At 73.1% G+C, this 22,584-nt stretch carries 24 protein-coding genes and 1 pseudogene; 6 read left to right on the top strand and 19 right to left on the bottom strand.

From position 1 onward, the window contains the following. Positions 1 to 118: 118 nt before the first annotated feature. Entirely contained in the window at positions 119 to 823 is a 705-nt protein-coding gene (locus ACZ7IF_RS17385) for a hypothetical protein (RefSeq protein ID WP_470971915.1), read from the bottom strand. A gap of 316 nt (positions 824 to 1,139) precedes the next feature. Here ACZ7IF_RS17385 and ACZ7IF_RS17380 point away from each other — a divergent pair, with 316 nt between their 5' ends. Further along, complete coding sequence (locus ACZ7IF_RS17380) at positions 1,140 to 1,664, top strand: hypothetical protein (protein ID WP_470971913.1); 525 nt, start codon at positions 1,140 to 1,142, stop codon at positions 1,662 to 1,664. Between the two features lie 148 nt (positions 1,665 to 1,812). Here the strand turns inward: ACZ7IF_RS17380 and ACZ7IF_RS17375 are convergent, their stop codons facing one another. The 7 genes from ACZ7IF_RS17375 to ACZ7IF_RS17345 form a co-directional block, all read right to left on the bottom strand. Continuing rightward, a complete protein-coding gene (locus ACZ7IF_RS17375) occupies positions 1,813 to 2,676 on the bottom strand; it encodes an alpha/beta fold hydrolase (protein ID WP_470971911.1) in 864 nt (287 codons plus the stop codon). A 240-nt stretch (positions 2,677 to 2,916) separates the two neighbouring features. After that, positions 2,917 to 4,110: an amidase gene (locus ACZ7IF_RS17370; protein WP_470971909.1), complete on the bottom strand. Its 1,194-nt coding sequence runs from the start codon at positions 4,108 to 4,110 to the stop codon at positions 2,917 to 2,919. A 162-nt stretch (positions 4,111 to 4,272) separates the two neighbouring features. Then, on the bottom strand, positions 4,273 to 5,163 hold the full coding sequence (locus tag ACZ7IF_RS17365; RefSeq protein ID WP_470971908.1) for a hypothetical protein: 891 nt from the start codon (positions 5,161 to 5,163) through the stop codon (positions 4,273 to 4,275). 251 nt (positions 5,164 to 5,414) lie between these two features. Continuing rightward, positions 5,415 to 6,107: a hypothetical protein gene (locus tag ACZ7IF_RS17360; protein ID WP_470971906.1), complete on the bottom strand. Its 693-nt coding sequence runs from the start codon at positions 6,105 to 6,107 to the stop codon at positions 5,415 to 5,417. Between the two features lie 177 nt (positions 6,108 to 6,284). Continuing rightward, on the bottom strand, positions 6,285 to 6,692 hold the full coding sequence (locus tag ACZ7IF_RS17355) for a spore-associated protein A (protein ID WP_470971904.1): 408 nt from the start codon (positions 6,690 to 6,692) through the stop codon (positions 6,285 to 6,287). After that, entirely contained in the window at positions 6,689 to 7,147 is a 459-nt protein-coding gene (locus tag ACZ7IF_RS17350) for a hypothetical protein (protein WP_470971902.1), read from the bottom strand. The genes ACZ7IF_RS17355 and ACZ7IF_RS17350 overlap by 4 nt, the downstream gene beginning before the upstream one ends. 203 nt (positions 7,148 to 7,350) lie before the next feature. Next, the gene (locus tag ACZ7IF_RS17345) at positions 7,351 to 8,040 is read right to left on the bottom strand and encodes an NAD(P)H-binding protein (RefSeq protein ID WP_470971900.1); all 690 of its coding nucleotides are present in this window, start codon (positions 8,038 to 8,040) and stop codon (positions 7,351 to 7,353) included. Positions 8,041 to 8,089: 49 nt separating this feature from the next. On the opposite strand from ACZ7IF_RS17345, the gene ACZ7IF_RS17340 reads away from it, so the two are divergent. After that, positions 8,090 to 8,374, top strand: coding sequence for a DUF4158 domain-containing protein (locus tag ACZ7IF_RS17340; RefSeq protein ID WP_470971898.1), 285 nt, complete (start codon positions 8,090 to 8,092; stop codon positions 8,372 to 8,374). A 5-nt stretch (positions 8,375 to 8,379) separates the two neighbouring features. Further along, positions 8,380 to 8,657: pseudogene (locus ACZ7IF_RS17335) on the top strand (Tn3 family transposase); the annotation flags it as partial. Between the two features lie 843 nt (positions 8,658 to 9,500). On the opposite strand, the gene ACZ7IF_RS17330 reads toward ACZ7IF_RS17335, so the two are convergent. Both ACZ7IF_RS17330 and ACZ7IF_RS17325 read right to left on the bottom strand, forming a co-directional pair. Continuing rightward, positions 9,501 to 10,163 (bottom strand): response regulator, encoded by a 663-nt coding sequence (locus ACZ7IF_RS17330; RefSeq protein WP_470971896.1) that lies wholly within the window; start codon positions 10,161 to 10,163, stop codon positions 9,501 to 9,503. Then, entirely contained in the window at positions 10,160 to 11,335 is a 1,176-nt protein-coding gene (locus ACZ7IF_RS17325) for a sensor histidine kinase (RefSeq protein WP_470971894.1), read from the bottom strand. Before ACZ7IF_RS17325 ends, ACZ7IF_RS17330 begins: the two co-directional genes overlap by 4 nt. A 211-nt stretch (positions 11,336 to 11,546) precedes the next feature. Between ACZ7IF_RS17325 and ACZ7IF_RS17320 the strand changes: the two genes are divergently transcribed. Genes ACZ7IF_RS17320 through ACZ7IF_RS17310 form a run of 3 tightly spaced genes read left to right on the top strand, consistent with a single transcriptional unit; the run spans position 11,547 to position 13,596 of the window. Continuing rightward, on the top strand, positions 11,547 to 12,467 hold the full coding sequence (locus tag ACZ7IF_RS17320; RefSeq protein ID WP_470971891.1) for an ATP-binding cassette domain-containing protein: 921 nt from the start codon (positions 11,547 to 11,549) through the stop codon (positions 12,465 to 12,467). Next, a complete protein-coding gene (locus ACZ7IF_RS17315; RefSeq protein ID WP_470971888.1) occupies positions 12,464 to 13,288 on the top strand; it encodes an ABC transporter permease in 825 nt (274 codons plus the stop codon). The genes ACZ7IF_RS17320 and ACZ7IF_RS17315 overlap by 4 nt, the downstream gene beginning before the upstream one ends. After that, positions 13,285 to 13,596, top strand: a complete 312-nt coding sequence (locus ACZ7IF_RS17310; protein ID WP_470971884.1) for a hypothetical protein — start codon at positions 13,285 to 13,287, stop codon at positions 13,594 to 13,596. Before ACZ7IF_RS17315 ends, ACZ7IF_RS17310 begins: the two co-directional genes overlap by 4 nt. A 774-nt stretch (positions 13,597 to 14,370) precedes the next feature. Here the strand turns inward: ACZ7IF_RS17310 and ACZ7IF_RS17305 are convergent. From ACZ7IF_RS17305 to ACZ7IF_RS17265, 9 genes are all read right to left on the bottom strand, one after another. Continuing rightward, a complete protein-coding gene (locus ACZ7IF_RS17305) occupies positions 14,371 to 15,759 on the bottom strand; it encodes a sensor histidine kinase (protein ID WP_470971882.1) in 1,389 nt (462 codons plus the stop codon). Next, positions 15,756 to 16,484 carry a response regulator transcription factor gene (locus ACZ7IF_RS17300; RefSeq protein WP_470971879.1) on the bottom strand — a complete coding sequence of 243 codons (729 nt, stop codon included), beginning with the start codon at positions 16,482 to 16,484 and terminating at the stop codon, positions 15,756 to 15,758. Before ACZ7IF_RS17300 ends, ACZ7IF_RS17305 begins: the two co-directional genes overlap by 4 nt. Positions 16,485 to 16,540: 56 nt before the next feature. Continuing rightward, positions 16,541 to 17,116: a hypothetical protein gene (locus ACZ7IF_RS17295; protein ID WP_470971877.1), complete on the bottom strand. Its 576-nt coding sequence runs from the start codon at positions 17,114 to 17,116 to the stop codon at positions 16,541 to 16,543. 68 nt (positions 17,117 to 17,184) lie between these two features. Continuing rightward, positions 17,185 to 17,793, bottom strand: a complete 609-nt coding sequence (locus ACZ7IF_RS17290; RefSeq protein WP_470971875.1) for a TlpA family protein disulfide reductase — start codon at positions 17,791 to 17,793, stop codon at positions 17,185 to 17,187. After that, positions 17,790 to 18,608, bottom strand: coding sequence for a thioredoxin family protein (locus ACZ7IF_RS17285; protein WP_470971873.1), 819 nt, complete (start codon positions 18,606 to 18,608; stop codon positions 17,790 to 17,792). Before ACZ7IF_RS17285 ends, ACZ7IF_RS17290 begins: the two co-directional genes overlap by 4 nt. 354 nt (positions 18,609 to 18,962) lie before the next feature. Next, positions 18,963 to 19,535 carry a hypothetical protein gene (locus ACZ7IF_RS17280; RefSeq protein ID WP_470971871.1) on the bottom strand — a complete coding sequence of 191 codons (573 nt, stop codon included), beginning with the start codon at positions 19,533 to 19,535 and terminating at the stop codon, positions 18,963 to 18,965. Between the two features lie 196 nt (positions 19,536 to 19,731). Continuing rightward, positions 19,732 to 20,637 (bottom strand): CAP domain-containing protein, encoded by a 906-nt coding sequence (locus ACZ7IF_RS17275; protein ID WP_470971869.1) that lies wholly within the window; start codon positions 20,635 to 20,637, stop codon positions 19,732 to 19,734. Positions 20,638 to 20,938: 301 nt separating this feature from the next. After that, positions 20,939 to 21,865: an SDR family oxidoreductase gene (locus ACZ7IF_RS17270; protein WP_470971867.1), complete on the bottom strand. Its 927-nt coding sequence runs from the start codon at positions 21,863 to 21,865 to the stop codon at positions 20,939 to 20,941. 136 nt (positions 21,866 to 22,001) lie between these two features. Further along, complete coding sequence (locus ACZ7IF_RS17265) at positions 22,002 to 22,583, bottom strand: hypothetical protein (protein WP_470971865.1); 582 nt, start codon at positions 22,581 to 22,583, stop codon at positions 22,002 to 22,004. Position 22,584 lies beyond the last annotated feature (1 nt).

Below are 22,584 nucleotides of genomic sequence, written 5' to 3'. Positions count from 1 at the left end.
GGGCCCGTTGCTCGACCGTACGTCGGCCCCGGCCCTTCCACCGGTGTTCGCGGGTACACGTCCGCACCACGTTGCCGGGTTGGCGCAGAAGCGGCGCCCGCGGCCGGGCCCGCCCGGGTCAGCAGGCGGCGGACGCGTAGTGGTCGGCGTACGCCCGGAGGCGGGGAGCGAGCGGGCTCTCGGCGCCGGTGGAGTTCACCCGCATCCACAGCTCGTTCTCCACGACGAAGCGGTACGCGAACTCCTCGAAGGTGTCGGCGCACCGCATCAGCGAGGAGGCCACCGCGGCCCGGACCTCCTCGGTCGGCTCCCCCTCCGCCCACCAGCGGGCGGACTCCAGTTCCACGTGCGAGAAGACCACGAACGCCTCGCCGGAGGGGCGCAGGTACAGGTACCAGATGACGCAGTCCTGCTGGTCGCGCAGGAAGCGTACGAGACGGGCGCCCTCCTCGGCCGGGCTGTGCAGCGGACCGGAGAGGTGGCTCCAGCAGGCCGTCACCGAGACCTCGTCGAGGGCGCGGCAGAGGTGCTCGCTGCCGTAGAAGGCGGCGAAGCCCCCGGGGAGCGCCAGTCCGGCCCCGGCCAGTTCCCGCTCCAGGGCCGCGAGATGCTCCGTGTGCTCGGACCGCGGCCCGTCCGTCCCGCCCAGCCAGCCGAACCCGTCGTCGAGTTGCGCGGCCTCCAGCGGCGGCAGGCTCTCCAGGGGGTACACCTCGTAGGTGGACGCGCACGGCCGCAAGCGCCCCAGGTCCGTGGCGCACCAGCCGGTGGGGAAGGTGACGGCCGCGACGTCGGCTGCGGGCCCGGAAACGGAAACGGACATGGAGAACCCCTCAGGAGGTGGCCGGTTCAGCGGTATGCCCACATCCTCGCGCCCGCCACTGACAACGGCCGGCCGGACACCGGCAGGGGTCGCGTGCGGGGAGAGCGGGCTGCGCCCATGGAGGCCGCTCACCCGCTCGGCTTCGGTTCATACCGTCGGCCGGCCCGACGATCATGAAAAGCGAGTCGTATGCCCCCGGACGCCCGCCCCGGCTGGCAGACGGCACGGCGGCAGGTGAGCATCGAACGGCCTGGGCCCGCGATGTCCGAAGAGCGCGCGGGCCGGCGTACCCGAGAGCCCGTTGGAAGGACGTCTCATGGACAGCACCTCGTTCGCCAAGATCGATGCCCTGGTCGGCAAGGGCAAGGTCGTCATGTCGGCAGACGACAGCGCGGTCGTGGCGGCCGTACAGGATGCCCTGAGGGCCGGCAGATCGGTGACCTTCTACCTGTCCCGGAAGCAGGCCGACGCGTTCAGATCGTGGTACTGGAGCCCCCAACGGATCAAGGACCGGGGCATGGAACCCGTATCGCGCGAGGAGCGCAAGAGGATCACCTCCAAGCTGGGGATCAAGGACATCGGGCCCGCGTACTCCAACCGCATCGACTGCGCCTGCGGGGCCCAGTACGGCGCCTTCGAGTTCATCGAGCAGGGCATCGGCGAGCACGGAAGGGAGGTCGTCGACGCCGTCCTGGCACTGGAGAACACGTACGTCCTGCGGGTGAACCCCGCGACGCGCACCGTCTGCTCCGTCTGCCGCACGATCGTCCTGGTTGGCCACGAGTACGACATGACCGGCAAGTACGGATGCAGCCGCTCCGAACCGTCAGTCCTCATGTGAGCCCGCCGCATTCTCGTCCGGGCCCGCATCGGCCTGGAATCCGAGGCCCGTCCTGAGTGAGCGCCGGTCGTGGGTTCCGCCGCCGGCCATGCACCAGCCTCGTCCGGGGCGGGCCCCGCACCCCGGTCGCCCGGGGTGCGGGGGTGCCTCAGACGAGGCTCGTCAGGAGCTCCGCGAAGACCTGCGGCCGGCTGAAGTAGCCGACGTGCGAGGCCGCGAGGGTGTGCACGTCGAAGGGATGGTGCGGGGTCAGCGCGTCCGCCGTGCGGATCATGTGGTCCTGGACCGCCAGGGGGAGGCTCCGGTCGGCGGAGAACCGGACGTAGGTGTGCGGCACCCGCCCCCACGCATCGGCCCGGACCAACGCACCCGGCTCCATCGCCGAGTAGGTCTCGTCCGGATCCAGGGAGTCGAGCAGCAGCCGGAACTGATGGTCGGTCGAGTCGGCCATGACGGCGGCCTTCAACGCGGCGAACAGGTCCGGATCGGCGTGCGCGGCCCGCCAGTTCAGCCGGACCACGCCCGGATCGCGTACGCCCGGCACGGCGATCCGGGCCGTTGCGGCGTCCAGCAGGTTGTCGTCGGCCACGTCCCACGCCTCGGCAAGCATGGCCGGATCGCTGAGGCACAGCGCGGAGAGGTAGACCACCCGGCTGAGCAGCTCCGGTGCGGCGTTGGCGACGGCGCTGATCGTCAGACCGCCGAGGCTGTTGCCGACCAGGACGACCGGCCCCGACGCCGCGAGCCGCCGCAGGGTGTCCAGCACGTGGCGCACGTTGTCCTTCAACGTGACACCGCGCAGCGCGGAGGGCGCGGCGGCGAGTGCCGTGACGTCCTGGGGTTGCCGGTAGTAGGCGGCAGGGGTGTCGGCGAGGTCGCCGTGACCGGGCAGGTCGACGGCGTGCGAACGGTAGCCGAGCAGGGCCAGCTCGTTCTGCAACGGGCCCCAGGCCCGGGCGTTGCTGGAGCCGCCGTGAACCAGTACGAAAGTGGGGCGCGAGTCTGCGCGCATGGTGAAGATCCTCGTCATCCTGAGGTGAACGGTGGACGTGGGACCCGGTGTCGGCGACGGCCGACACCACGGTCAGCGCGTCGACCGGGTGCGCAGGGCGGGCCAGTCGTGGATGACGGAACACATGCGGACGACCGTAACAGTCGCCTCCGCAGCGCGCACGGCCATTTCACCGTACCGGGCACGCTGCGGAACCCGGATCCCCGGCGGCCCCTCCCGCACCGGGCCGCAAGGCTTCCGTCACGGTCCGGCTGCTCGACGTCCGCGACGCGGCCCGTGCTGGAGAGGGGCCCCGACATCGACGGTTTCGCAGATGGTGACCGCCGCGTCGAGGAGCAGGGTGTCGGCGCCGTGGCAGGCGACCAGTTGGAGCCCCACGGGTTCGCCCTTCGGCGTGGTTCCGGCGGGCAGGGTCAGTGCCGGATGGCCGGAGATGTTGAAGGCCCAGGTGAGGGCCACGCTCATGCGGGTTCCAGGGCCGTCGTGGCCGTGCGGGGGGTGTGGTGTGGTGGGAGTGGCGATGAGATCGAATCCGTCGTAGACCGCTCGAAGGCGCTCGTTGTTGGCCGCGATCAGGGCCTCGGCGTCGGGATCGGCGGAGCGGGCGCGCAGCGCGGTCCATGCGGGAGCGGGATCGTGCAGCGCCACCGGATGGTCGGCGACGGTGCACAGGCCGGCCTGTGAGATCCGGTGCAGGGCGCGCCGGGCGGTGTCGGCGACGTCCGGGTCGGTCGCGGCGAACCCCAGTGTGGGTGTCCAGGCGACCCTCGGCGTCTTGGCCGGCGGGGGTGTGGTGATGGCGACGGCGTGGAGGTAGGCGGCGGCGTCGCGCGGGGTGCGGGTCAGCACTCCGGGGGTGTTCAGCCCGGAGCGGTCCCGGGAGGGCAGGAGCCCGTTGGTCGGCTTGAGGCCGATGATGCCGCACCAGGCGGCGGGGATGCGGACCGATCCGGCACCGTCGGATCCGGTGGCGAGGGGCACGAGTCCGGCGGCGACCGCGGCGGCGGAGCCGGCCGAGGATCCGCCCGGTGACCAGGCGGGATCGAGGGGATTGAGGGTGGGGCCGCGGTCGGTGGAGCCGTACGTCTGCCAGTCGGTGCCGGCGCGGGGGACGGAGGTCGCCCCGATCGGGACGCACCCGGCGGCAACCAGGCGCTGGTTCTGGAAGGAGCCCGGTCCCTCGCTCGCCTTGACCCCGATCGGTACCCCGGCCAGCGGCAGACGGGCCCCACGGGCCAACGCGGCGTCGACCGCCCCCGCCGAGGCGCGGGCGGCGTCCGCCCAGACGGCCGTGAAGGCGCGCAGGGCACCGTCGCGTTCGGCGGTCGAGGCCAAGGCGGTGTCGATGACGTCGCGGGCGGTCACCCGACCGTGGTTGACCAGGTCGGCGATCTCGACGGCGGACAGCGACGTGTACGGGCGTTCTCCGAGCATCCGGTCCCCCTCTGTGAATGGCCGTCAGCATGCGGGGCCGCCGCGCCTTCTGCCGGCGTTCGGAGTGTGCCGGGAAGCCGTGCCCTGGCCGGGGGCGGGGCGCGCCCTCAGGGGCGGGCGGCCGTGCCGTCCCGCCCCTGGGTGATGCGTCCCGCGGACCGGTCAGACCTTGTTGTAGGTGCCGGTGTGCCAGAGGGCGCCGCCCTTGGCGGGGCCGCCGTCCTTCTTGTAGACGACGAAGTTGCCGTCGTCCTGGAGCAGGGCGTAGGCACCGGGGTTGTTCACCGTGCCCGTCCGCCAGCGGGCCGTGGTGCGGCCTTCTTCGACGAGCGTCAGGTCCCCCCGGTCCTTGGGAGCCATCTGCAGGGTCACCCGGCGGCTGCCGCCGTACGTGCCGCTGCTCCAGATGGCCTTGCCGTCCCGCTTGCGGTAGATGACGAGGTTGTTGTCCTGCTGGAGGACCAGCCACACGGTCGCGGACTGGGCCCAGTTGCCCGTCCACCAGCCCTCGGCGGCCGTCGCGAATTCGGAGCAGAGCCAGGCCTGCCGCTCCGTGCTGCGGGTGGACCACCTGGTGGCGCTGCGGCCCTCGACGAGGAACTCGCCGCCGAGGAGGGAAGCCCTGATGTTTCCCGTGCCCGGTCCGCTGCCGTACGTCCCCGTGTGCCAGAGGGCGCCGCCCTTGCCGTCGCCGCCGTCCTTCTTGTAGACGACGAAGTTGCCGTCCGCCTGCATGGTGGCGTACGCGCCGGGGTTCCCGTGCGTGCCGCTGGCCCACAGGGGCAGCTTGTAACCGCCCGGGGTGCCGAGTGCGTAGAGCACCAGGTTGCCGTCGGGCTGCATGACCAGTTCGGTGGTGCTCACCTTGTCCACGAGGCGGGCCCCGGGGTCCAGCCGCTGGCCCGGGTAGAGCGTCGCGAGGACGCCGCTCTGCGGTCCGCGGCACTGGGCCGGGGCAGCCGCGGCGGGGGCGGCCGCGGCCGGGACCAGGGTCGCCGAGGCGGAGACGACGAGCAGGGACACGAAGGTTCTTCGGAGCGCGTGCGTGCGCATGGTGGTTCCCCCCAGGGAAGTGCGGTCCGACCGGGCGGTCGTCGCCGGTCGTGTGGGGTCCCTTTCTACACGGTCCCCGAACCCGCGGGCCGGGCGGCTGTCGGCAGCCCCTGCCCGGGTACGCGCCGACGCCGGCGGGGCCGGGCCGCCGGGGGGCGTGCCGTCCTGGCGTGCGGGCCGGCGGCGCGGTGTGCGGCGGCCGGGAAGGCCCGCGCGGAGCATCTCCGCGCGATCGGTCGAGGACGCGCGGATCAGCGAGCGGGCCCGCGGCGATCCCTCTTCGCGTGGACGGCCCGCCTCTGGCTCTCCTGCTCCGCCCAGGCGTCCGAGTCGATGCGCTTGCGGTAGACCTGCTCCGGTTCCGCCGCTCCCAGGTGCACCGTCCACACCCACAGGACGGCCGACACCACGAAGAAGAGGCATGCCAGCAGCAGGTACGAACCGATTTCCTCGGACTCGGCGACGCCCTCCTCGTGCATGAAGCCCGGTACGCCGGAGACGAGTGCGTTCACCCACCACGCGAGCGCCGCGTTGAACAGGGCCAGGGAGATCCAGTACGCGACCCGCATGCTCTTCGCGGGCCCGCTCAGTTCCCCCAGCAGGAGCAGGCGCCGCAGCGATACCGGCCTCGTCCGGCGGCGGTCCCCCGTATCCGTCCTGGCGCGGTGCACGGAGGCGTAGCAGTCGTCCAGCCAGAGGCCCGGATCCGGGTCCGGGGCCGGGCACGGGCCCGGGCCGCTGGTCCCCGCCTGCTCCCTGGCCTGGATCCAGCCGGTGATGAACTGGATCTCCAGCTGTGCCTTCTCCAGCCGCCGACGGTAGTGGTGGTCGGCGCTCCGCGCCTCGCGCCGGTCCCGGATGAGGAGGCTGGCCCCACCCACCAGGCCGCTGACCACGGGCACGAAGAACGGGGCGAACAGCACCAGGGAGTCCATGAAAGCCACCGCGCGCGCCTCCTCACCCCCCAGCGTCCCATCGCCGCCGCCCGCAGCCCCGTCCTACGGGGCCGATCGGGTGGCCGTCCCGGCCCCGCCGCGGGCGCCCGGTCCTGTGCGACGGGAGGAGCGGCCCGCCGGGTGCGGGTGGCCGCGGCGGACCGCTGTCGGGTGGGCGCGGACCGGTCAGCCGCAGTGGCCGGGGCCGCTGGTGACGCTCACGGTACCGATCGTGCCGCCGAAGGCGATGCAGCTGTTGCGGCCGTCGATGTAGACCGGGCCCGCGTACTGCGTGTAAGGACCGTTGTCGACGTCACCGCCGCCCGTGGCGAGGCGGGTCACCCAGGCCTCCATCCACACCGCAGGGCCTGCGCTGTTGCGGATGGTGACGACGCAGTTCTTGCCGGTCGAGGCGTTCCACGTCAGGTAGACCTTGCCCAGCGTGCCGACGTTGACCGTCTCGACCACGCCGTAGCCCGCACCGCACAGGCCCGGGCCGGCCGCGTGGGCCGTGCCCGTGGCCGCGAGGGTCGCGGCGGCGGTCAGGGCGAGCGCCCCGGCCGCCGATGCGGCGCGCCGCCGCGCCGCGTTCAACGGGCACCCGCCGTCAGGGTGCCGCAGTGGCCCCAGCCCGAGGTGGCGGACGTGGACGCGACCTGTCCGTTGAACAGGACGCACGTGCCGCGGGCGTCGAGACGGACCGGTCCGGCGTAGTACTTGTAGTCGGCCCGGCTGTCCCAGACACCCTTGTTGTCACTGGCCCGGAACAGCCCCACGGCGATGAGTTGCGGGGTGCCGCTGCCGCTCTTGGGCACGGTGTAGGCGCAGTTCTGGCCCGTGGCGGGGTTGTAGTGGAGGTAGGTGTATCCGGTCGCGAAGTCCAGGGTGTCGACCTTGGCCCCGTCGCAGACCGGTGCGGCGGCCTGTGCGGGGCCGGCCGCACCGATCACCGCCCCCGTCAGGGCGAGGACGGCGGCGGCCGCTGCCGCCGCGACCCGCCGGTTCACTTTGCCCGTTCCGTGCTGCGCCACGCGTAATCGGGAAGACACGTTCACAACTCCTCGTCCAGGAGGCGACAACGTCGCGGCATTCCCTCACGCGGCGCCGGGGGTCACAAGACACCTCCGGCGCCCACGACCGCAAATGACCGGAATCAGGCGGAGGTGGGTCCTGTTCCGGCAGATACCCCTTCCCCGGCCAACGCCCCGCTCGCGGTCCCTTCGACGAGCCGCGTACGAGTGCCGCCCGGTCTTCATGCCTGGTTCGCGGCCGCCGGCTCCGGGGCGAGGGCCAGGAAGTCGTCGTAGGTGCGGACCCGGACCCCGGGCCGGTCCTCGGTCAGTGCGGCGATCATGGCTGCGGCCAGTCGGCCCGCGGGCACCGGCCGGTAGGGGCGGGCGGGCCCGGCCAGCAGTGGGGCCAGGACGGTCGCGGCCGAGCTGCCCAGCCCCTCGCCCCGGCGGTGCGAGGGGCGGCGGCCGAGGATGAAGGAGGGGCGGAAGAACTCGGTCTGCCGGTAGCCCAGGGCCGTCACCTCCGCCTCCATGTCCCCCTTGACCCGCAGGTAGAAGGCCCGGGCGCCGGATCCGGCGCCGACCGAGGAGACCACGGCGATCCGTGTGGCGCCCGCGGTCCGGGCCAGCCCGGCCACCCGCACGGTGTGGTGCTGGTCGACGTCGCGGAAGGCCTCCTGGGAGCCGGCCTGCCGAATGGTGGTGCCCAGTGCGCCGTACACGTCCGTCTCGCCCGGCCCGGCCGGCAGGTCGTCGGCCCCGAGCTTGGCGAAGTCCACCACCCGGGCGTCCAGCCGCGGGTGTTCGAGGCCGAGCGGGCGGCGGGCCAGGACGGTGACGCCGTCGTAGCGCGGGTCGCGCAGCAGCCGCGCCAGCAGTTGTCCGCCGACCAGTCCGGTGGCTCCGACCAGGAGCGCGCTGCGGGTCACGAGGGGTCCTTTCCGCCGTCGGCGGCCGGCCCGCCGGGGTCTTTGCAGGATGCCACATTCGCAGGGGTGCCCCTGCGCCGAGGAGCCGGCGAGGCCCGAGCTGGAGCGGTTCTTCTTCCTCGATGACGAGGACCTGAAGCTGATCGCGAGGCGACGCGGTGACCCCAACCGCCTCGGGTTTGCCCTCCAGATGTGCACGTTCCGCTACATCGGGTGTTCCTGGAGGACCCTCTCGCTGTGCGGTGGCCGGTCGTGGAGCACCTGGCCGGACAACTGGAGATCGGGGATGTCTCCGCATCAAGAGGTACACCGAGCGCAGGCCGACGACGTATGAGCACGCTTGGGAGATCCGTGACGCTCGGCATGACCCCGGTCATCAACCCGAACTACGAGGCACTCACCCGCGCCCGCCTCGTCCACGTCGACCAGTACTACCTGCGCGCCGACACCATCGCGCGGCGAACGCCGCCCTGATCGCCGCCCAGGCACAGGTGCCGGTCGTCAAGTTCTGGGGCAACGGACTGCTCGCCTCTGTCGACGGCCTGCGCTTCGTCGCTCCTGTCCGCACCATCAACGCCGCGCCCTCGCCGAAGTATTTCGCGGTATCCGTCGGCCTCGCCGAACCGGTGACGGTGCTGCCATCCGGACCGGGCTGGTGGTTCGAGCCGAAATCATGGACAGGTATTGGCGTCTTACCGTTGTCCGGCGTCCGGGGTGGTGTGGCCGCCGGCGGTGAAGACGCGGTCGAGGTGGTGGCGGAGTACGGCGATGGCTGACTCTGGTGCTCGTTGGGCCACGAGGATGCTGGTGCCCATGGTCGCGGTCATGGCGAGCAGGCTGATGGCCTCGGTGCGTGCGTCGGCGCCGGGATCGGCCAGGCCCGCCGCCTGGGCTCCTTCGATGGTTCGGCGTCGAACGGGTCACCCTGGCCAGCGTCGGGCCCTTCCTCCTGTTTGCCGGGCCTGACGAGGCGGTGCAGCGCGTCGCGGGCGTGGCGGCGACGCTCACCCGTCGCCGACCTGGACGCCGCAGTGGAGGAGGCGGAGTCGGGAGGAGCCGAAGTCGTGATGCCCGTTCACCCCACCCCGAACGGCCGCCGTGCGGTGCTGCGGCACCCGTACGGCGGCGTCTTCGAGTACGTCGGCCCCTGACGTTGTTGTTCCGCTCCTCGTCTCGTCCCATGGCGCGTCTGGGTGTCCTGCCCTGCTTGTGGTGGCTGGGGCGTGAGTACGATTCACCGGTTTTGAGGACTTTGCCGACCTCGTGAACGGCACCCTGAGCAGGTGCCTGATCGGAGGAGATCCGCACGAAACTGCTCAACCGGCCGCAGGAGGCCGAGGAACGGGGCTGGCTCGGCAGGTCGTCGCCGCGATCGAGGCCAGTCTGGCCGCCGCAGAGCAGAAGCTCGCCGCCATGCGCGACCTCGCGGCCCGAGCCCCACCGTCCACCGCGGGACACCATCAGCGAGGCGGCGTGACCAGCCCCATTTCATAGGCGGTGATCACGAGCTGGACCCGGTCCCGGGCGCCCAGTTTGGTGAGCAGCCGTGACACGTGCGACTTGGCGGTGGCCACGGTGATGAAGAGGTCTTCCGCGATCTCGGTGTTCGACCTGCCGCGTCCGACCAGGGTCAGCACTTGCCGTTCCCGTTCGGTGATGCCCTCGATCGGCCGTGGGGGGCGCTCCGGGACGACTTCGGGGCGCCCGACGAAGTCGGCGATCAGACGGCGCGTCACGCCCGGCGCGATCAGCGCGTCGCCGGCGGCGACCACGCGGATCGCCGCGAGGATGTCGTCCAGCGCCATGTCCTTGACCATGAAGCCGCTCGCGCCGGCCCGGAGCGCGCCGTAGACGTAGCCGTCCTCGTCGAAGGTGGTCAGGACGAGAACACGGGTCGTCGCCGGGCCGGCCATGATCAGGCGGGTGGCCTCGATCCCGTCCATGCCGGGCATCCGGATGTCCATCACCACGACGTCGGGACTGACGTCTTTGACCAGCTGGACCGCCTCAGCACCGGTGCAGGCCTCACCGACGACCTCCAGGTCGGGGTGATCGGCGATGAGTACGCGCAGGCCGGACCGCACCAGCGGCTGGTCGTCGGCGAGCACCACCCGGACGGTCATCGGGCCTCCACCGGAACTCCGACGCGTGCGGCCAGTGGCAGCCTGGCCGCCACCCGGAAGCCGCCCTCGGTCCGCGGCCCGGCGCTGAGGTCACCGCCCAGCAGGGCGACCCGCTCCCGCATCCCGATGATGCCGAAGCCGCGGGCCGAGCTGTCCCCGGTGGCGCCGCGCCCGTCGTCGACGACCTCCACGGACAGCTCCTCCGCCCTGTAGTCGATGGCCACCCGGCAACGCCCGGTGCCCGCGTGACGGACGACGTTGGTCAGCGCTTCCTGGACGATCCGATAGGCGGACAGATCGATGTCGGCAGGCAAAGGACGCTGCTCCCCGCTGCGGCGCACGTCGACGCCTACCCCCGCATCCGCGGTCGCTGCCGCCAGCTGTTCGACGTCCGCCAGCCCCGGCGAAGGTGTAAGCGGTGACTGCTCCGATACGGTCGCGCCCAGGTCGGCCTGACGGAGCGACACCAGCGTGCGCCGAAGACCCGACAGGGTCTCCCTGCTGGTGGCCTCGATGGCGCGCAGGGCCTCGCGGGCCTCCGCGGGCTGGGTCTGGATGACCCGGCTGCCCACACCCGCCTGGATGGCGATGATGCCGATACTGTGCGCGACCATGTCGTGCAGCTCCCGTGCGATCCGCAGCCTTTCGGCGGTCACGGCCTTGGCCACCTCCTGCGAACGCAGCGCCACCGCGTGCTCGCGGCGCTCGCGACCCAGCAGACCGACCGTGCAGGATGCGGCCATCGCCAGAAGGGCGATCACGACGTTGACGGTCAGGTTGTCCCCGTGCGCGAAGACGCCGATGGCCAGGAGCTGCACGGCGAAGGACACGGCCACGGCGGCGAGCGAGGCTCGCCGAGTGCAGGTGGCGACGATGAAGCCCAGGACGAGATCCACCGCCAGGAACGACAGGAACTGACCCTGATATCCCACCGACATGTCCGCATGGACGGAGCTTGGAGTGCCCACCACCACGGCGGTGGACCCGAAGAGTGCCATGGCCAGAGCCGGCAGCGGCCTCCGTCGCACCACGCCGACGAGCAGGCTCACGGCCAGCAGCGACCCGACACCGTGGACCGTGCCCGATGCCCGTGGGGCGCCCCCCACCAGCAGACCCACCACGAGGAGGTAGAGGGCACCCCCCGCCCAGGCCACCGTCTTGGTTCTCGTCATCGGCTGCGTGCCCCCATCTCGGGAGCAAGGCCGCAGTGCGCGACACGCACAGGCAACGGGGTGATCGTTATGAGGTCCACGCCGCGAGACTAACCGGTACACCGCCCGCCCGGCATTAGCCCCGGGACGTACGCCCACGGGCCAACCCGGCCGCACGATTGCCTCCCACAGCCCCATGTCCGGACGGGGTCTTCTCGGCAGTGTGGGTGGCGTGATCGAAGTCAACGAACTCACCAAGCGCTACGGCAGCAAGACGGCCGTCGACCATCTGTCCTTCACCGTGCGGCCGGGCCAGGTCACCGGATTCCTCGGCCCCAACGGAGCCGGCAAGTCCACCACCCTGCGGATGATCCTCGGCCTGGACGCGCCCACCACCGGCTCCGCCGCTGTCAGCGGCGTCCCGTTCCACGACCACCCGCGCGGACTGCGGCACGTCGGCGCCCTCCTCGACGCCGGACAGGTCCACGGCGGACGCAGCGCCGCCGCCCACCTGGCCGCCCTGGCCCGCAGCAACGGCATCCCGCGGCGCCGGGTGGACGAGGTGCTCCAGGAAGTGGGGCTGGCCGAGGCGGCGAGCCGTCGCATCGGCGGATTCTCCCTCGGCATGAAGCAGCGGCTGGGGATCGCCACGGCCCTGCTGGGCGACCCGCCCGTGCTCATGTTCGACGAGCCGATCAACGGCATGGACCCGGAGGGCGTGCTCTGGGTACGCCGGCTCTTCCGGCGCCTGGCCGCCGAGGGGCGCACGGTCTTCCTCTCCAGCCACCTGATGTCGGAAATGGAGAACACCGCCGACCGGTTGGTCGTCATCGGCCGGGGCCGCCTCATCGCAGCCGAGTCGGTACGGGAATTCGCGGCCCGCGGCACCCGCCGCAGCGTCGTGGTCGGGACACCACAAGCCGTCGAGCTGGCAGCCGTGCTGACCGCGGCGGGCGCCACGGTCGAGCCGGAAGGCTCGGCGGGCGCCGAGAAACTCGCCGTGACCGGGCTCCCGGCGGATCGAATCGGAGCGCTCGCCTTCGAGAACCGGATCCGCGTGGACGAGCTGACCACCCGCACCGCCTCACTGGAGGCGGCCTTCATGGAACTCACCGCCGACAGCGTCGAATACCAGGCAGGACAGCCCCGATGACCACACTCGCCTCAGTCCTCCCGACCACCCCGGTCACCGGACCACCCGCCCGCTTCCGCGACCTGCTCGCCTCCGAGTGGATCAAGATGCGGTCCCTGCGCTCCACCCCGTGGACGATCGCGCTCACCGTTCTGTTCGTCATCGGGTCCTCCGCCGTGGCCACGCTCGCGGACGACGCCGCCCGCTCCGGCCCCGCTGACTTCCTGTCCTACGACGCCTATCCGCCGGCCGGCTACTGGACGCTGATACTCGTCGCCAGCAGCATGGGCGCCCTCACCGTCGTGAGCGAGTACAGCAGCGGCCTGATCCGCACCACCACCGTGGCCGTCCCCGCCCGCAGCTCGGTGGTGCTGGCCAAGGCGGCCGTCACCGCCGCGCTGTGGACCGCGGTCGGCACGGTCATCTCCACCGGTTCCTTCCTGGTCTCCCAGGCCATCCTCAGCGGTCGGCACGCCGACGTCCCGCTCACTCACCCCGGAGTGCTCCGGGCGGTGGTGGCGTCCGCGCTGCTGGCCCCGGTCTGCGCACTGATCGGTCTGAGCCTCGGCGTCCTGCTCCGGCACAGCGCCGCGACCATGGTCACCAGCGTCTCGACCCTGCTCATGCTGCCGCCCATGTTCTCGGAGAGCGCTCGCTGGTCGGCGGACATCAACCACGCGATGGTGTCGGCGGCCTGGAAGCGCCTGGTCCAGAGCTGGGAGCCGGATCCCGGATCCCTGGGCTACACCGCCACGGCCCACGGCTCCTGGATCGTGTACGCGCTCTGGCCGCTGATCACGGTCGCACTCGCCGTGCTCGTCGTGAGGCGCCGCGACGTGTGAGCGAGGTCATCGACGCCGACGTGCTCACCTTCGCCATCACCCTCAAGGACAAGGGCGTCCCCGTCCCCGAGATCGCCAACAAGCTGACCATCAAGACCGGCGAGAACGCGGGTGAGCCCCCGTCGGTCGCCTCGCTCTGCCGGGCCTTCGCCGAAGCCGGGCATGCCGCCACGGACGACAACCTGCCGATCAGGGCCAAGCCCGTACGCATCCGCCGACCGGAGGACCCACTCACCCCAGGGGAGATCGAGCTCCGCGAGCGACTCCAGGCCCGGCCGCGCCCGAACGCCGCAGGCCGCCGTGGATGACCTCGCGACCGTGCGCGCAACAGGAGTACGAGAAGGTCTTCAATGAACTCCTCGGCGCCGCCTGGAGGGCGGGGGCGTCGACCCGCACGCCACCGCAGCCATGCACGCGGTCCGGTTCGCCACCACCATCTTGTGGCCGACGGTCCCGAACACAGGCGCTCGCTGTCGTGGCGGAAGCCGGGCGGCGGTTGATGGCTGTACCGCTGGTCCCCAAGGCCGGATCCCTGACCGCCGAACTGTCCGGCGACCACCTCCCGCCAGGCTTCGCCCGAGCCGGTGTGGTCCCGTCCAGCCGGCTCCGGTCACCGGGCCGACCCTCGGGGCGGCCCTCGCACTCCCCCGCTCCACCCCTGCGGGGCGCGGCTCGTGGTGGAGCACGGCCTCGGTGGATGCCGCGTTCTGCACGGGGATTGACGGGTGAGGGCCGATGCCGTGTCGTCGAGGGAGACAACGACGGCGGGTGACGCGATGGCGACGGCCGGACACGACGGGCCCGGTGCCGAGCCCGCACGCGACCGTGCGGGCCCACCACCCAGCGCTCCCGAACCCGCGCGTGAGCAAGGCGGTTGGGCTGCGGACCACGTACCTCTGATCATCCTGGCCGTCATCGTCCTGGTGCTGGTGGTCGCCGGCTCGGCGTCCGACGACAGCGTCACCTGCCCCGGCGGAGCGGGACCAGTTGCGGCGCCCCCTGAACGACCGGGTCCGCCGACGCGGGCGAGGGGGGCTCCAGCCGGCGCCTTGCGGCCAGGAGCCGGTCCGGGAGGGCGGCGTTCAGCGTTTGCGGCGCCGGGCGAGGCGGGCGCGGTGGCCCGACGGAGCCGGGGCGGCCAGGGCGAAGGTCACGGCGATGCGCGCCCCTCCGAGCGGCCCGCGCGTGACGCGCACCGTACCGCCCGTCGCGGTCGCGGCCCGTCGCGCGATGTCGAGGCCCAGTCCCGTGGAGCCGGTGCTGCTTCCGCGGGACAGGGCCCGGTCCGGTTCCGGGATGCCCGGTCCGCCGTCCTCGACGACCAGCTCCACGGCCTGGGCCGTGCGTACGACAGCGACGGCGAACGCGGTCCCCTCCGGGGTGTGGCGGAAGACGTTGCCGATGAGGGCGTCCACCACGGCGGCGACGTCGTCGTCCGAGAGGCCTACGGCCGTGGGCTCCTGAGTGACCTCCAGGCAGCAGGAACGGTCCTGCTGCTCCGCCAGGACCGCCCAGAAGGCCGTCCGGCGGCGGACGACCTCCGCCACCTCGCTGCGCGGGCCCGCGCCCCCGGCCGCCCCGGATCCGCCCCCCGGGGGCCGTTCCGTACCGAGCAGGCCCTGGCCCATGGGGCCCACGGCGAGCGGGGTGCGCGCCGCGGCGATGATGGCCTGCAGCTCGGTCTCCAGCTCGCACACGGCCGCCTCGACCCTGGCCGACTCCGGCGTGCCCGCCATCCGTTCCGACGCCAGGTGGAGTGCGGTCAACGGGGTGCGCAGCCGGTGCGAGAGGTCGGCGACGAGTTCGCGTTCGACGGCGAGCAGTTCGTTCATGCGCCGGGCCATCGCGTTGAAGGCGACGCCCGCATCACGCAGTTCCCGGGGGCCCATGGGCTCCACCCGGGCGTCCAGGTCGCCCAGCCCGAGCGCGCGCGAGGCCTGCGCGAGCCGCTTCGAGGAGCGGACCACCTTGGCCCCGAGCCGGTCGGCGACCAGCACCGAGCCGGCGATCAGCCCCACGGCGAGGAAGCACATCACCGCCCACGACTGCGCCACCCCCCGGGTGAGTTCCTCCTCGGGCACGAAGTTCTCGATGACGGCGACCTTGTCGCCCGGCAGCACCACGGGCTGAAGGCAGACCCACCCGCCGGGGACCTCCTGCGAGATCGACTCCCGCCCCCGCTGCGCCCGTTCGAGCAGCGCGCCGGGAGCCTTGGAACGGCCCAGGGATCCCGCCCCCGGCAGGTGCACGACCAGGTGGTCCGCCGCGTCCAGGCCCGCCGCGGACTCCCGCAGCGCGTCCGGATCCGTGGTCAGGGCGAGCACCGGCGCCAGGGCGGCGCCGCGCTGCTGGGCGGCCGTCACGCCCTGCTCCTTGACCAGCGACATCACCAGGGCGGCCAGCGGTATGAGGAAGGACAGGGCGACCATGGAGGTCACGGCGAGGGCCACACCGGCCAGGGAACGCCTCAACGCGGTGCCACCAGCTTGATGCCGACGCCGCGTACGGTCAGCAGGTAGCGCGGGGCGGCCGCCCGTTCGCCGAGCTTGCGGCGCAGGGAGGACAGGTGCACGTCGACGGTCTGGTCGTCCACGTACGGCTCGCGCCACACCTCGGTCAGCAGACGGCGTTTCGAGACGACCTGGCCGGTGTGGTGCGCGAGGAACGCGAGCAGGTCGAACTCCCGCCGGGTCAGGCGCAGCTCCTGTCCGGCCAGGTACGCGGTGCGCGCGCCCGGGTCCACCGCCAGCTCGCCCACGACGGTGGGCCGCAGCGGGTCCCCGGCCGGAGCGGGCGCGGCGCCCGCCGTACCGCCGACGGCGGCGGGGGGCACGCTGCCGGTGCGCCGCAGGACGGCGGAGAGGCGGGCGAGGAGCTGGCCCCCGGAGAAGGGTTTGACCAGGTAGTCGTCGGCGCCCGCGTTCAGGATGTTGATGATCTCGGACTCGTCGTCGCGGGCGGTGGCCACCAGCACCGGTACGGAGGATATGCCGCGGATCATGCGCAGGGCGTCCCCTCCGTCCAGGTCGGGCAGTCCGAGGTCGAGGACCACCGCGTCCACTGGCGCTTGCGTGACCTCGCGCAGCGCGCCGAAGCCGTCGGCGGCGCTGCGCACGGCGTACCCCTGCTCGGCCAGGACCTCGATCAGTGACTGGCGGATGCTGGGGTCGTCTTCCACGACCAGGACGCTCGGCATGCGGACACCTTAGAGGCTCGGTCCGGCGGTGGATGCGGTGGATGCGGTGGATGCGGTCAGGGCGTGACGAAGGCCGGACCCTGGTCGGTGACGCGCAGTCGCACGGGGCGGTCGGCCACCGGGATGGTGCAGCCGTCCTGCGTGCTGCAACTCGCGTAGCCGATCAGCACCGTCGCGTCGCCGCTGCCCGCTGCGCGGACGGGGAGCGTGGTGGTGACCGGGCCGTCGGGGTAGACGGGGAGCGGGGATTCGACCCCCGGCACCCGGATCTGCCGGACGGTCTGGGCCGCCGTCAGCGGGCCGTCCGCCGCGAGGGTGCCGGTGACGGTCACCGCGGTCGGCCGGCCCACGCCCTCGACACCGGTGGGCGGCAGGGCGGTGCTGTAGAGGTGGAACCCGGCGGCTTCGGGCGCGAAGACCGCGGTGAGGGTCCCGGTCCCCTTCGCGGCCTGCCAGCCGGAGACCGAGAGCGTGACGGTGACGCCGTTCTCGGAGAAGCGCGCCGTGGGCGGGGGTCCGTCGGCCGCGGCCCCGGAGGGCTTCCCGCCGCAGGCCACGAGCGCGGCCAGAGGGAGGAGGGCGGCCGCGGTGCGTGCCGTGCGCCGGAGTCGGGTGTGCGGGGAGGAGTCCATCGGTGTGCCTTCGTGTCGTGGGTCGTTGCGGGCGCCTCCAGGAGGCCCCCGCCGGTGCGCGGACGCCGTCATCCTTCCGCCGCCACACGGGCGACGAGGGGCCTCAGTTGCCCGGCGCTGACGGCGCCTCCGATGGCCACGGCGACGCGGCCCCGGCGGTCGACGACGAGTGTCGAGGGGATCGTGTGCGGGTCGAGCACCGCCGGCGGGAAACGCAGCAGGAGCGCGCCGGTGGGGTCGTGGAGGCTGGGGAAGCCCAGGCCATGGGCGCGTACGAAGGACCGCGCCGCATCCCGGTCCCGGTCCCGGGTGTTGATGCCGAGGAAGCGGACCCCTTCGCCCCGGAACTGACCGCTGAGCAGCGCGAGGTCGTCGGCCTCCGCGCGGCAGGGTGTGCACCGGGAACCCCAGACGTTGAGGACGACCACCTGCCCGCGGAACGCGGACAGCGAGACCGGCTTCCCGTCCAGGTCGCTCCCGGTCAGCGCGGGCACGGACGGGCGGGCCTGCGGGGCCGCGACCACGGCCCCGGCCGCGGACGTGGCGGCGACGGTGCGGGTGGCCGCGGCTCCGGTGCCGGAGTGGTCCGTGACGACGCCGGTCAGGGTCAGTGCCACCGCCACCGCCAGCCCGGCGCCGACCGGGACCGGGACGGCCGTGCGTACGCGCCGTCTCACGGGGCCCACTTGCGCAGGAAGGCGTTGATGCCGTCCGCCGTCAGCGACGGGTTGCCCGTGGCATGGGTGTCGACCCGCGTGGTGCCGGACGGCGAGACGACCACCAGCACGGGCATCGTGTAGGTCCCGCCCGAGGGGCTGTATTTGCGCAGCAGCGCGGAGTTGGCGGAACTGTTGCCGCCGATGTCGACCTTGACGAGGTGGTAGTCGTCCGCGAGGAGCGCCGAGGTGGCCGGCTGGGCGAACACCTTGTCGGCGGCCTTGCAGTTCCCGCACCAGTTGGCCCCGAAGTCGAGCAGGACCATCCGGCCGTCGGACTTCGCCGAGCGCAGGGCCGCGTCGATCAGTGCCTGCGCGTCGGCCGAACTGTCGTAGCCGGGGCCGGGGACCTTGGCCGGTGCGGGCGCGGGGGCGGCGGACGTCGGCCTGGCGCCACCGGACCCGGACCCGGAACCGGACCCCGGTCCGGAGCCGGTCGCGCTGCCGCCGCCGCTACGGGCGGTGCCCGGTGACGAGCCGGGGACGGAAGCGGATGCCGAGGCGGGGACGGAAGCGGAGGCGGCGGCGGACGGCAGGACCGAGGCGGTGGCGGACACCTCGGGGAGCGCACCCGGTGACGTCCCGTCCGCGGGCCGCGCCGACGACGGCTCCCCGGCGCCGGCCGGCGCGGCGGAGCCGGCGGATGTGGGGGAAGGCCCGCACGCGGTGGCCAGCCCGGCCACGACCACGGCGGCGGCGACGACCAGCGGGAGGCGCCGGGCGAGCGGTGGGCGGGAGGGCGTCGTGCGGAGTCCGGAGCGGACGGATCGGAGCATGCGAGAGCTCATGGCGAAGACCCCCAGGCAGGTTCGGACGACGGGACGGCGAGGCGCGTACCGGCTCGGTGAAACCGGGGCCGACGCTGCACGGGGGCTCGGGCCCCGGCGCCGACGGCCGCTCGGCTGACGCGAGCATAGGGCCACCGGGGCCCCGTGGAACCGGCTCGGGGCGATCTTGAGGTTGCCCTAAGGAACAGCTCACCTTCCGCTTCGACGCGACCCGGCCCAGGGAGGCACAAGGGCCGTGAACGGGTCGAAGGCGACGGGGCTGACGAGCGGTACGGACCGGGCGGCCAAGCGCTGTCGTCGGAGCCGGCGAGCGGCCGGGCGGCCCGGCGGCCCGGTCTGCCGTCAGAAGGAGCTCTCGCGGACGCTCGCCTTGGCGGAGGGGGTGATCGTCGCCGTGATCACCGACCGGTGGCCGTCGCCGCTGAAGGTGACGGTGAGGGTGTCGTCGGAGGCCTGCGAGGTGGTGGTCCGGAAACCCAGGCCGGGAACCGCGGAGATCAGGCACACGCCCCGGCTCCCGTACCGGACCGTGACCTTGCCGCCCTGGGAGGGGACGGTGTGCAGACCCGCTCCGCCCTGTTCGCAGTCGACGCCGGACCGGGGCGCGCTGGTCCGGGGAGCCTCCGGGGAGGCCTTGGCGGGGGTGGGGCCGGGAGAGGGGGGCGCCGATGAGGGCTGCGGCGTCACGGACGGCGAGGGGCTCGTGGAAGCGCTCGCGGCCGGCGAGGCCTGATCCGGTCCGGGGCTGCCCGCCTGCCAGGCGGGGGGCGTGTCGATGACGACCGGGGCCGAACGCGCCACGGGGGGCTTGTGGCTGGTCGACCCAACCACGAACTGGACCGTCGCGAGCACGGCGGTCACGCTGGCGGCCGTGCACGACAGCCATATGAGCAGGTAGCGCGGAGTTCGGGGCACGGGCCCCATAGTGGCCGACGCGCGGCGCGGGCCCGTAACCGGTGCCTTCGCCGTTCCGGCACCGGTCACCCGCCGGGGCGCGCCCGGTGAACGCGGACGTCCCCCTGCCTCGGGGGCAGGGGGACGTGGACGTCGACGGACCTGCGGGGCAGGCGCGTGGAGGCCGCTGGTAGTGGGAGGAGCGGGCGGGAAGGGGCTACCTCGGGGTGCCGAAGTTCTGGGTCCACCAGGGGCCGCCGTCGCCCTTGTGGACGCCGATCCCGATCTCCTTGAAGGAGCAGTTGAGAATGTTGGCGCGGTGGCCGGAGCTGTTCATCCAGGCCGACATGACCGCGTCGGCGTCGCTCTGTCCGCGGGCTATGTTCTCGCCGAGGCCGGACCACTTGTAACCGGCCGCCTCCACCCGGCTCGTCATGGTGGACCCGTCGGGACCGGTGTGCGACATGACACCGCTACGGGCCATCGTGTCGCTGTACGCCCGCGCCGCCGCGCTCAGCTTCGCGTTGGCCGTCAGGGGGCCGCAACCGGCGGCGGCCCGCTCCTTGTTGACGAGGGCGAGCACAGCGGACTCGGCGTCCCCGTTGACGGTGCCGGAGCCGGAACCGGAGCCGCCGGAAGACCCGCCGGAGCCGCCTGAGGAGCCTGAGGAGCCGCCGGAACCACTGCCCTTCGTGGAGGTGGATCCCTGGGCCGGCTTGCCGGGCCGGTCGACCCCCGAGGTGTCGGGCGCGCTGTCGGGCCGCGTGCCGTCGCCAGGTGCGGCCGACCCGTTCGCGCCGGCGCCGGGCGTCCCGGACGGGCTGGGGCTCCCGCTCGCGCTCGTACTGGGGCTCGCGCTCGCCGAGGCCGAGGCCGAGGCTGCGGGGCTCCCGGCCGGGGCCGGATCGGTGGTGTCCGTCTTCGGCTGCGACGATCCCGCACCGGACGCGGCTGCGGATGCCTGCCGGTCCGTTCGGTCGCCACCGCCCGAGTCGGCCACCGCGACCCCCACCGCCACCACCGCGGCGGCCGCGGTGACGGACAGGACGACGCGCGTGCGCGTCGTCTTCTTCCGGCGGGCCTCTGCACGGGACGGGGTCGCGGGGGTTCGGCTGCGGCTCATGCCGGTAACACCTCACTGGAGAGGGGACGTGGGAAGTACGGCAGAGCCTAGGCCGGTGGCCAGGGCGCATTGCGCCGCGGAGGGGGTTCTTCAGGTTCCCCTAAGGAAGCCCGCAGGATCGACACAGGGATGATCGGGGACATTGCCCCCAAGTCCGGCGGGTTCACCGGGCCGACGGCGGTGGTGGCGCAGACCTGGCCGAGGGGCCCGCCGGCCGTGTGCCGGAGCTGCGTGTTCGAACCGGGCAGCCCGAACCGGTACGCCCGCGCCGGGACATCGCGGCCGGGGCGGGCGGCCTCGCTCAGCCGTTGTGCCAGCCGTCCGGCTGGGTCCCGTCGATGTCGGTGAACCCGTAGGCCCGGGCGAGCTCGGCCGAGGTGACCGATCTCTGGTTCCAGCGGGCGCGTGCCGGATCGGCGGCCAGGGCCGCTGCCGCGCGTCCCACGTAGCGCGGCGACTCGGACCGCGCGAAGCCTTCCGGCGCGGTGGGAAGTCCCCCGGCCCGGTCCGCTGCCAGGGCCTCGCGCCAGGTGGCCTCGGTGACGCCGAAGTCGTCGAGCATCATCTCCGACCGCAGCCAGCCCGGCGTGACGGCGACGGCGGTGGCTCCGTACGGCGCCAGCTCGTGTCCCTGGGAGAAGGCCAGCCGGTTCACCGCCGCCTTGGCCAGGTCGTAGAAGGCGGAGATCCGGTACCAGGACGCGTTGATGTCGGTCGTGCCGTCGGTCACCTCGACCAGCAGGCCTCCGGGCCGGACGATGAGCAGCGGCAGGAGGTGGTGGGAGGTGATCAGGTGCGTGTCGACGGCGAGCCGCAGGATCCGAAGGCCGTCGTCGAGATCGTGCTCCCACACCGGTCTGTTCCACTGCGCGGGACCCCCCTTGAGGAGTTCGGCCCCCCAGATGTCGTTGACCAGGACGTCGATGTGTCCGTACTCGTCCCTCAGGCGTTGCGCCAGACGGCGGACCTGCCCGGGATCGAGGTGGTCGACCCGGACCGCGATGCCGGTCCCGCCGAGCCGCGAGACCAGGTCCGCCGTCTCCTCGATCGTCTCCGGTCGGTCGTAGTCGGAGCCTTCCCGCCCCCTGACGCTGCTGCGGCCGGTGCAGATCACCGTCGCGCCCGCTTCGCCCAGCGCCGCCGCGAAGCCCCGGCCGGCACCGCGAGTCGCGCCCGCGACGACGGCGACACGTCCGCGCAGCGCGTCGGGATCGGGCAACCACGTCATGGGGCGACTATCCCACGGCGCGCGGCGGCACGAGGGCTCTACGCGGTCGGCGGCATCGCGTGCGTGCCGGATTCCCGTGGGCGCGCCCTCCGGCCGTGGTGAACCGGCCGTTTCACTGCCCCTGCGGCGGCCGCCGTCACGCCGCCGGACCTCGGGGCCTGACAGGTCCTCGGCGCCCGGGGACGAGGGCGAGGCGGGTCCAGACCAGCCAGTCCTGGGTGGAGTCGCCGTCGGCGTCCACCTCCACGTACAGGGTCCGGGCAGCGCTGCCTGCGAAGCGGGAGAGGTCGACGGCCAGGGCGTCCAGGCGCCCGGTGTAGCGCTTGGCGACCTCGGTGAGCAGGACGCCGTCGCAGCCGACCCGGATGAGTACGCCGTTGGTCTGCGGGGGACCCACGGGGCTGAGGAATCCGTACTCGGCGTCGAGCCGTGTGCCGGCGGCGAACGCGGGCAGGTGGAACTCGCCGCGGATCCAGCCGTCGTCCGTCCACCGGGGATGGGTCTCCAGCACGCGCTCGCGGCGCGAGCCGTCCTCCATCATGAGGCGGGGGACGGGGTGGATGGCGAATCCGCGCGGGTCGTTGCGGGATCCGCCGAAGGGGAGGCGGCCCGCACCGCTGGACCACACGGCCCGGGGGGCTTCCTCGATCAGGTCGAGGTCCAGGTCCAGGTCCATGTCCGGGTTCGGGTTCGGGTTCGGGTTCGGGTTCGGGTCCATC

Source organism: Streptomyces sp. NPDC037421 (assembly GCF_055602105.1).
This window is presented reverse-complemented; position numbering and strand designations above follow the sequence as displayed.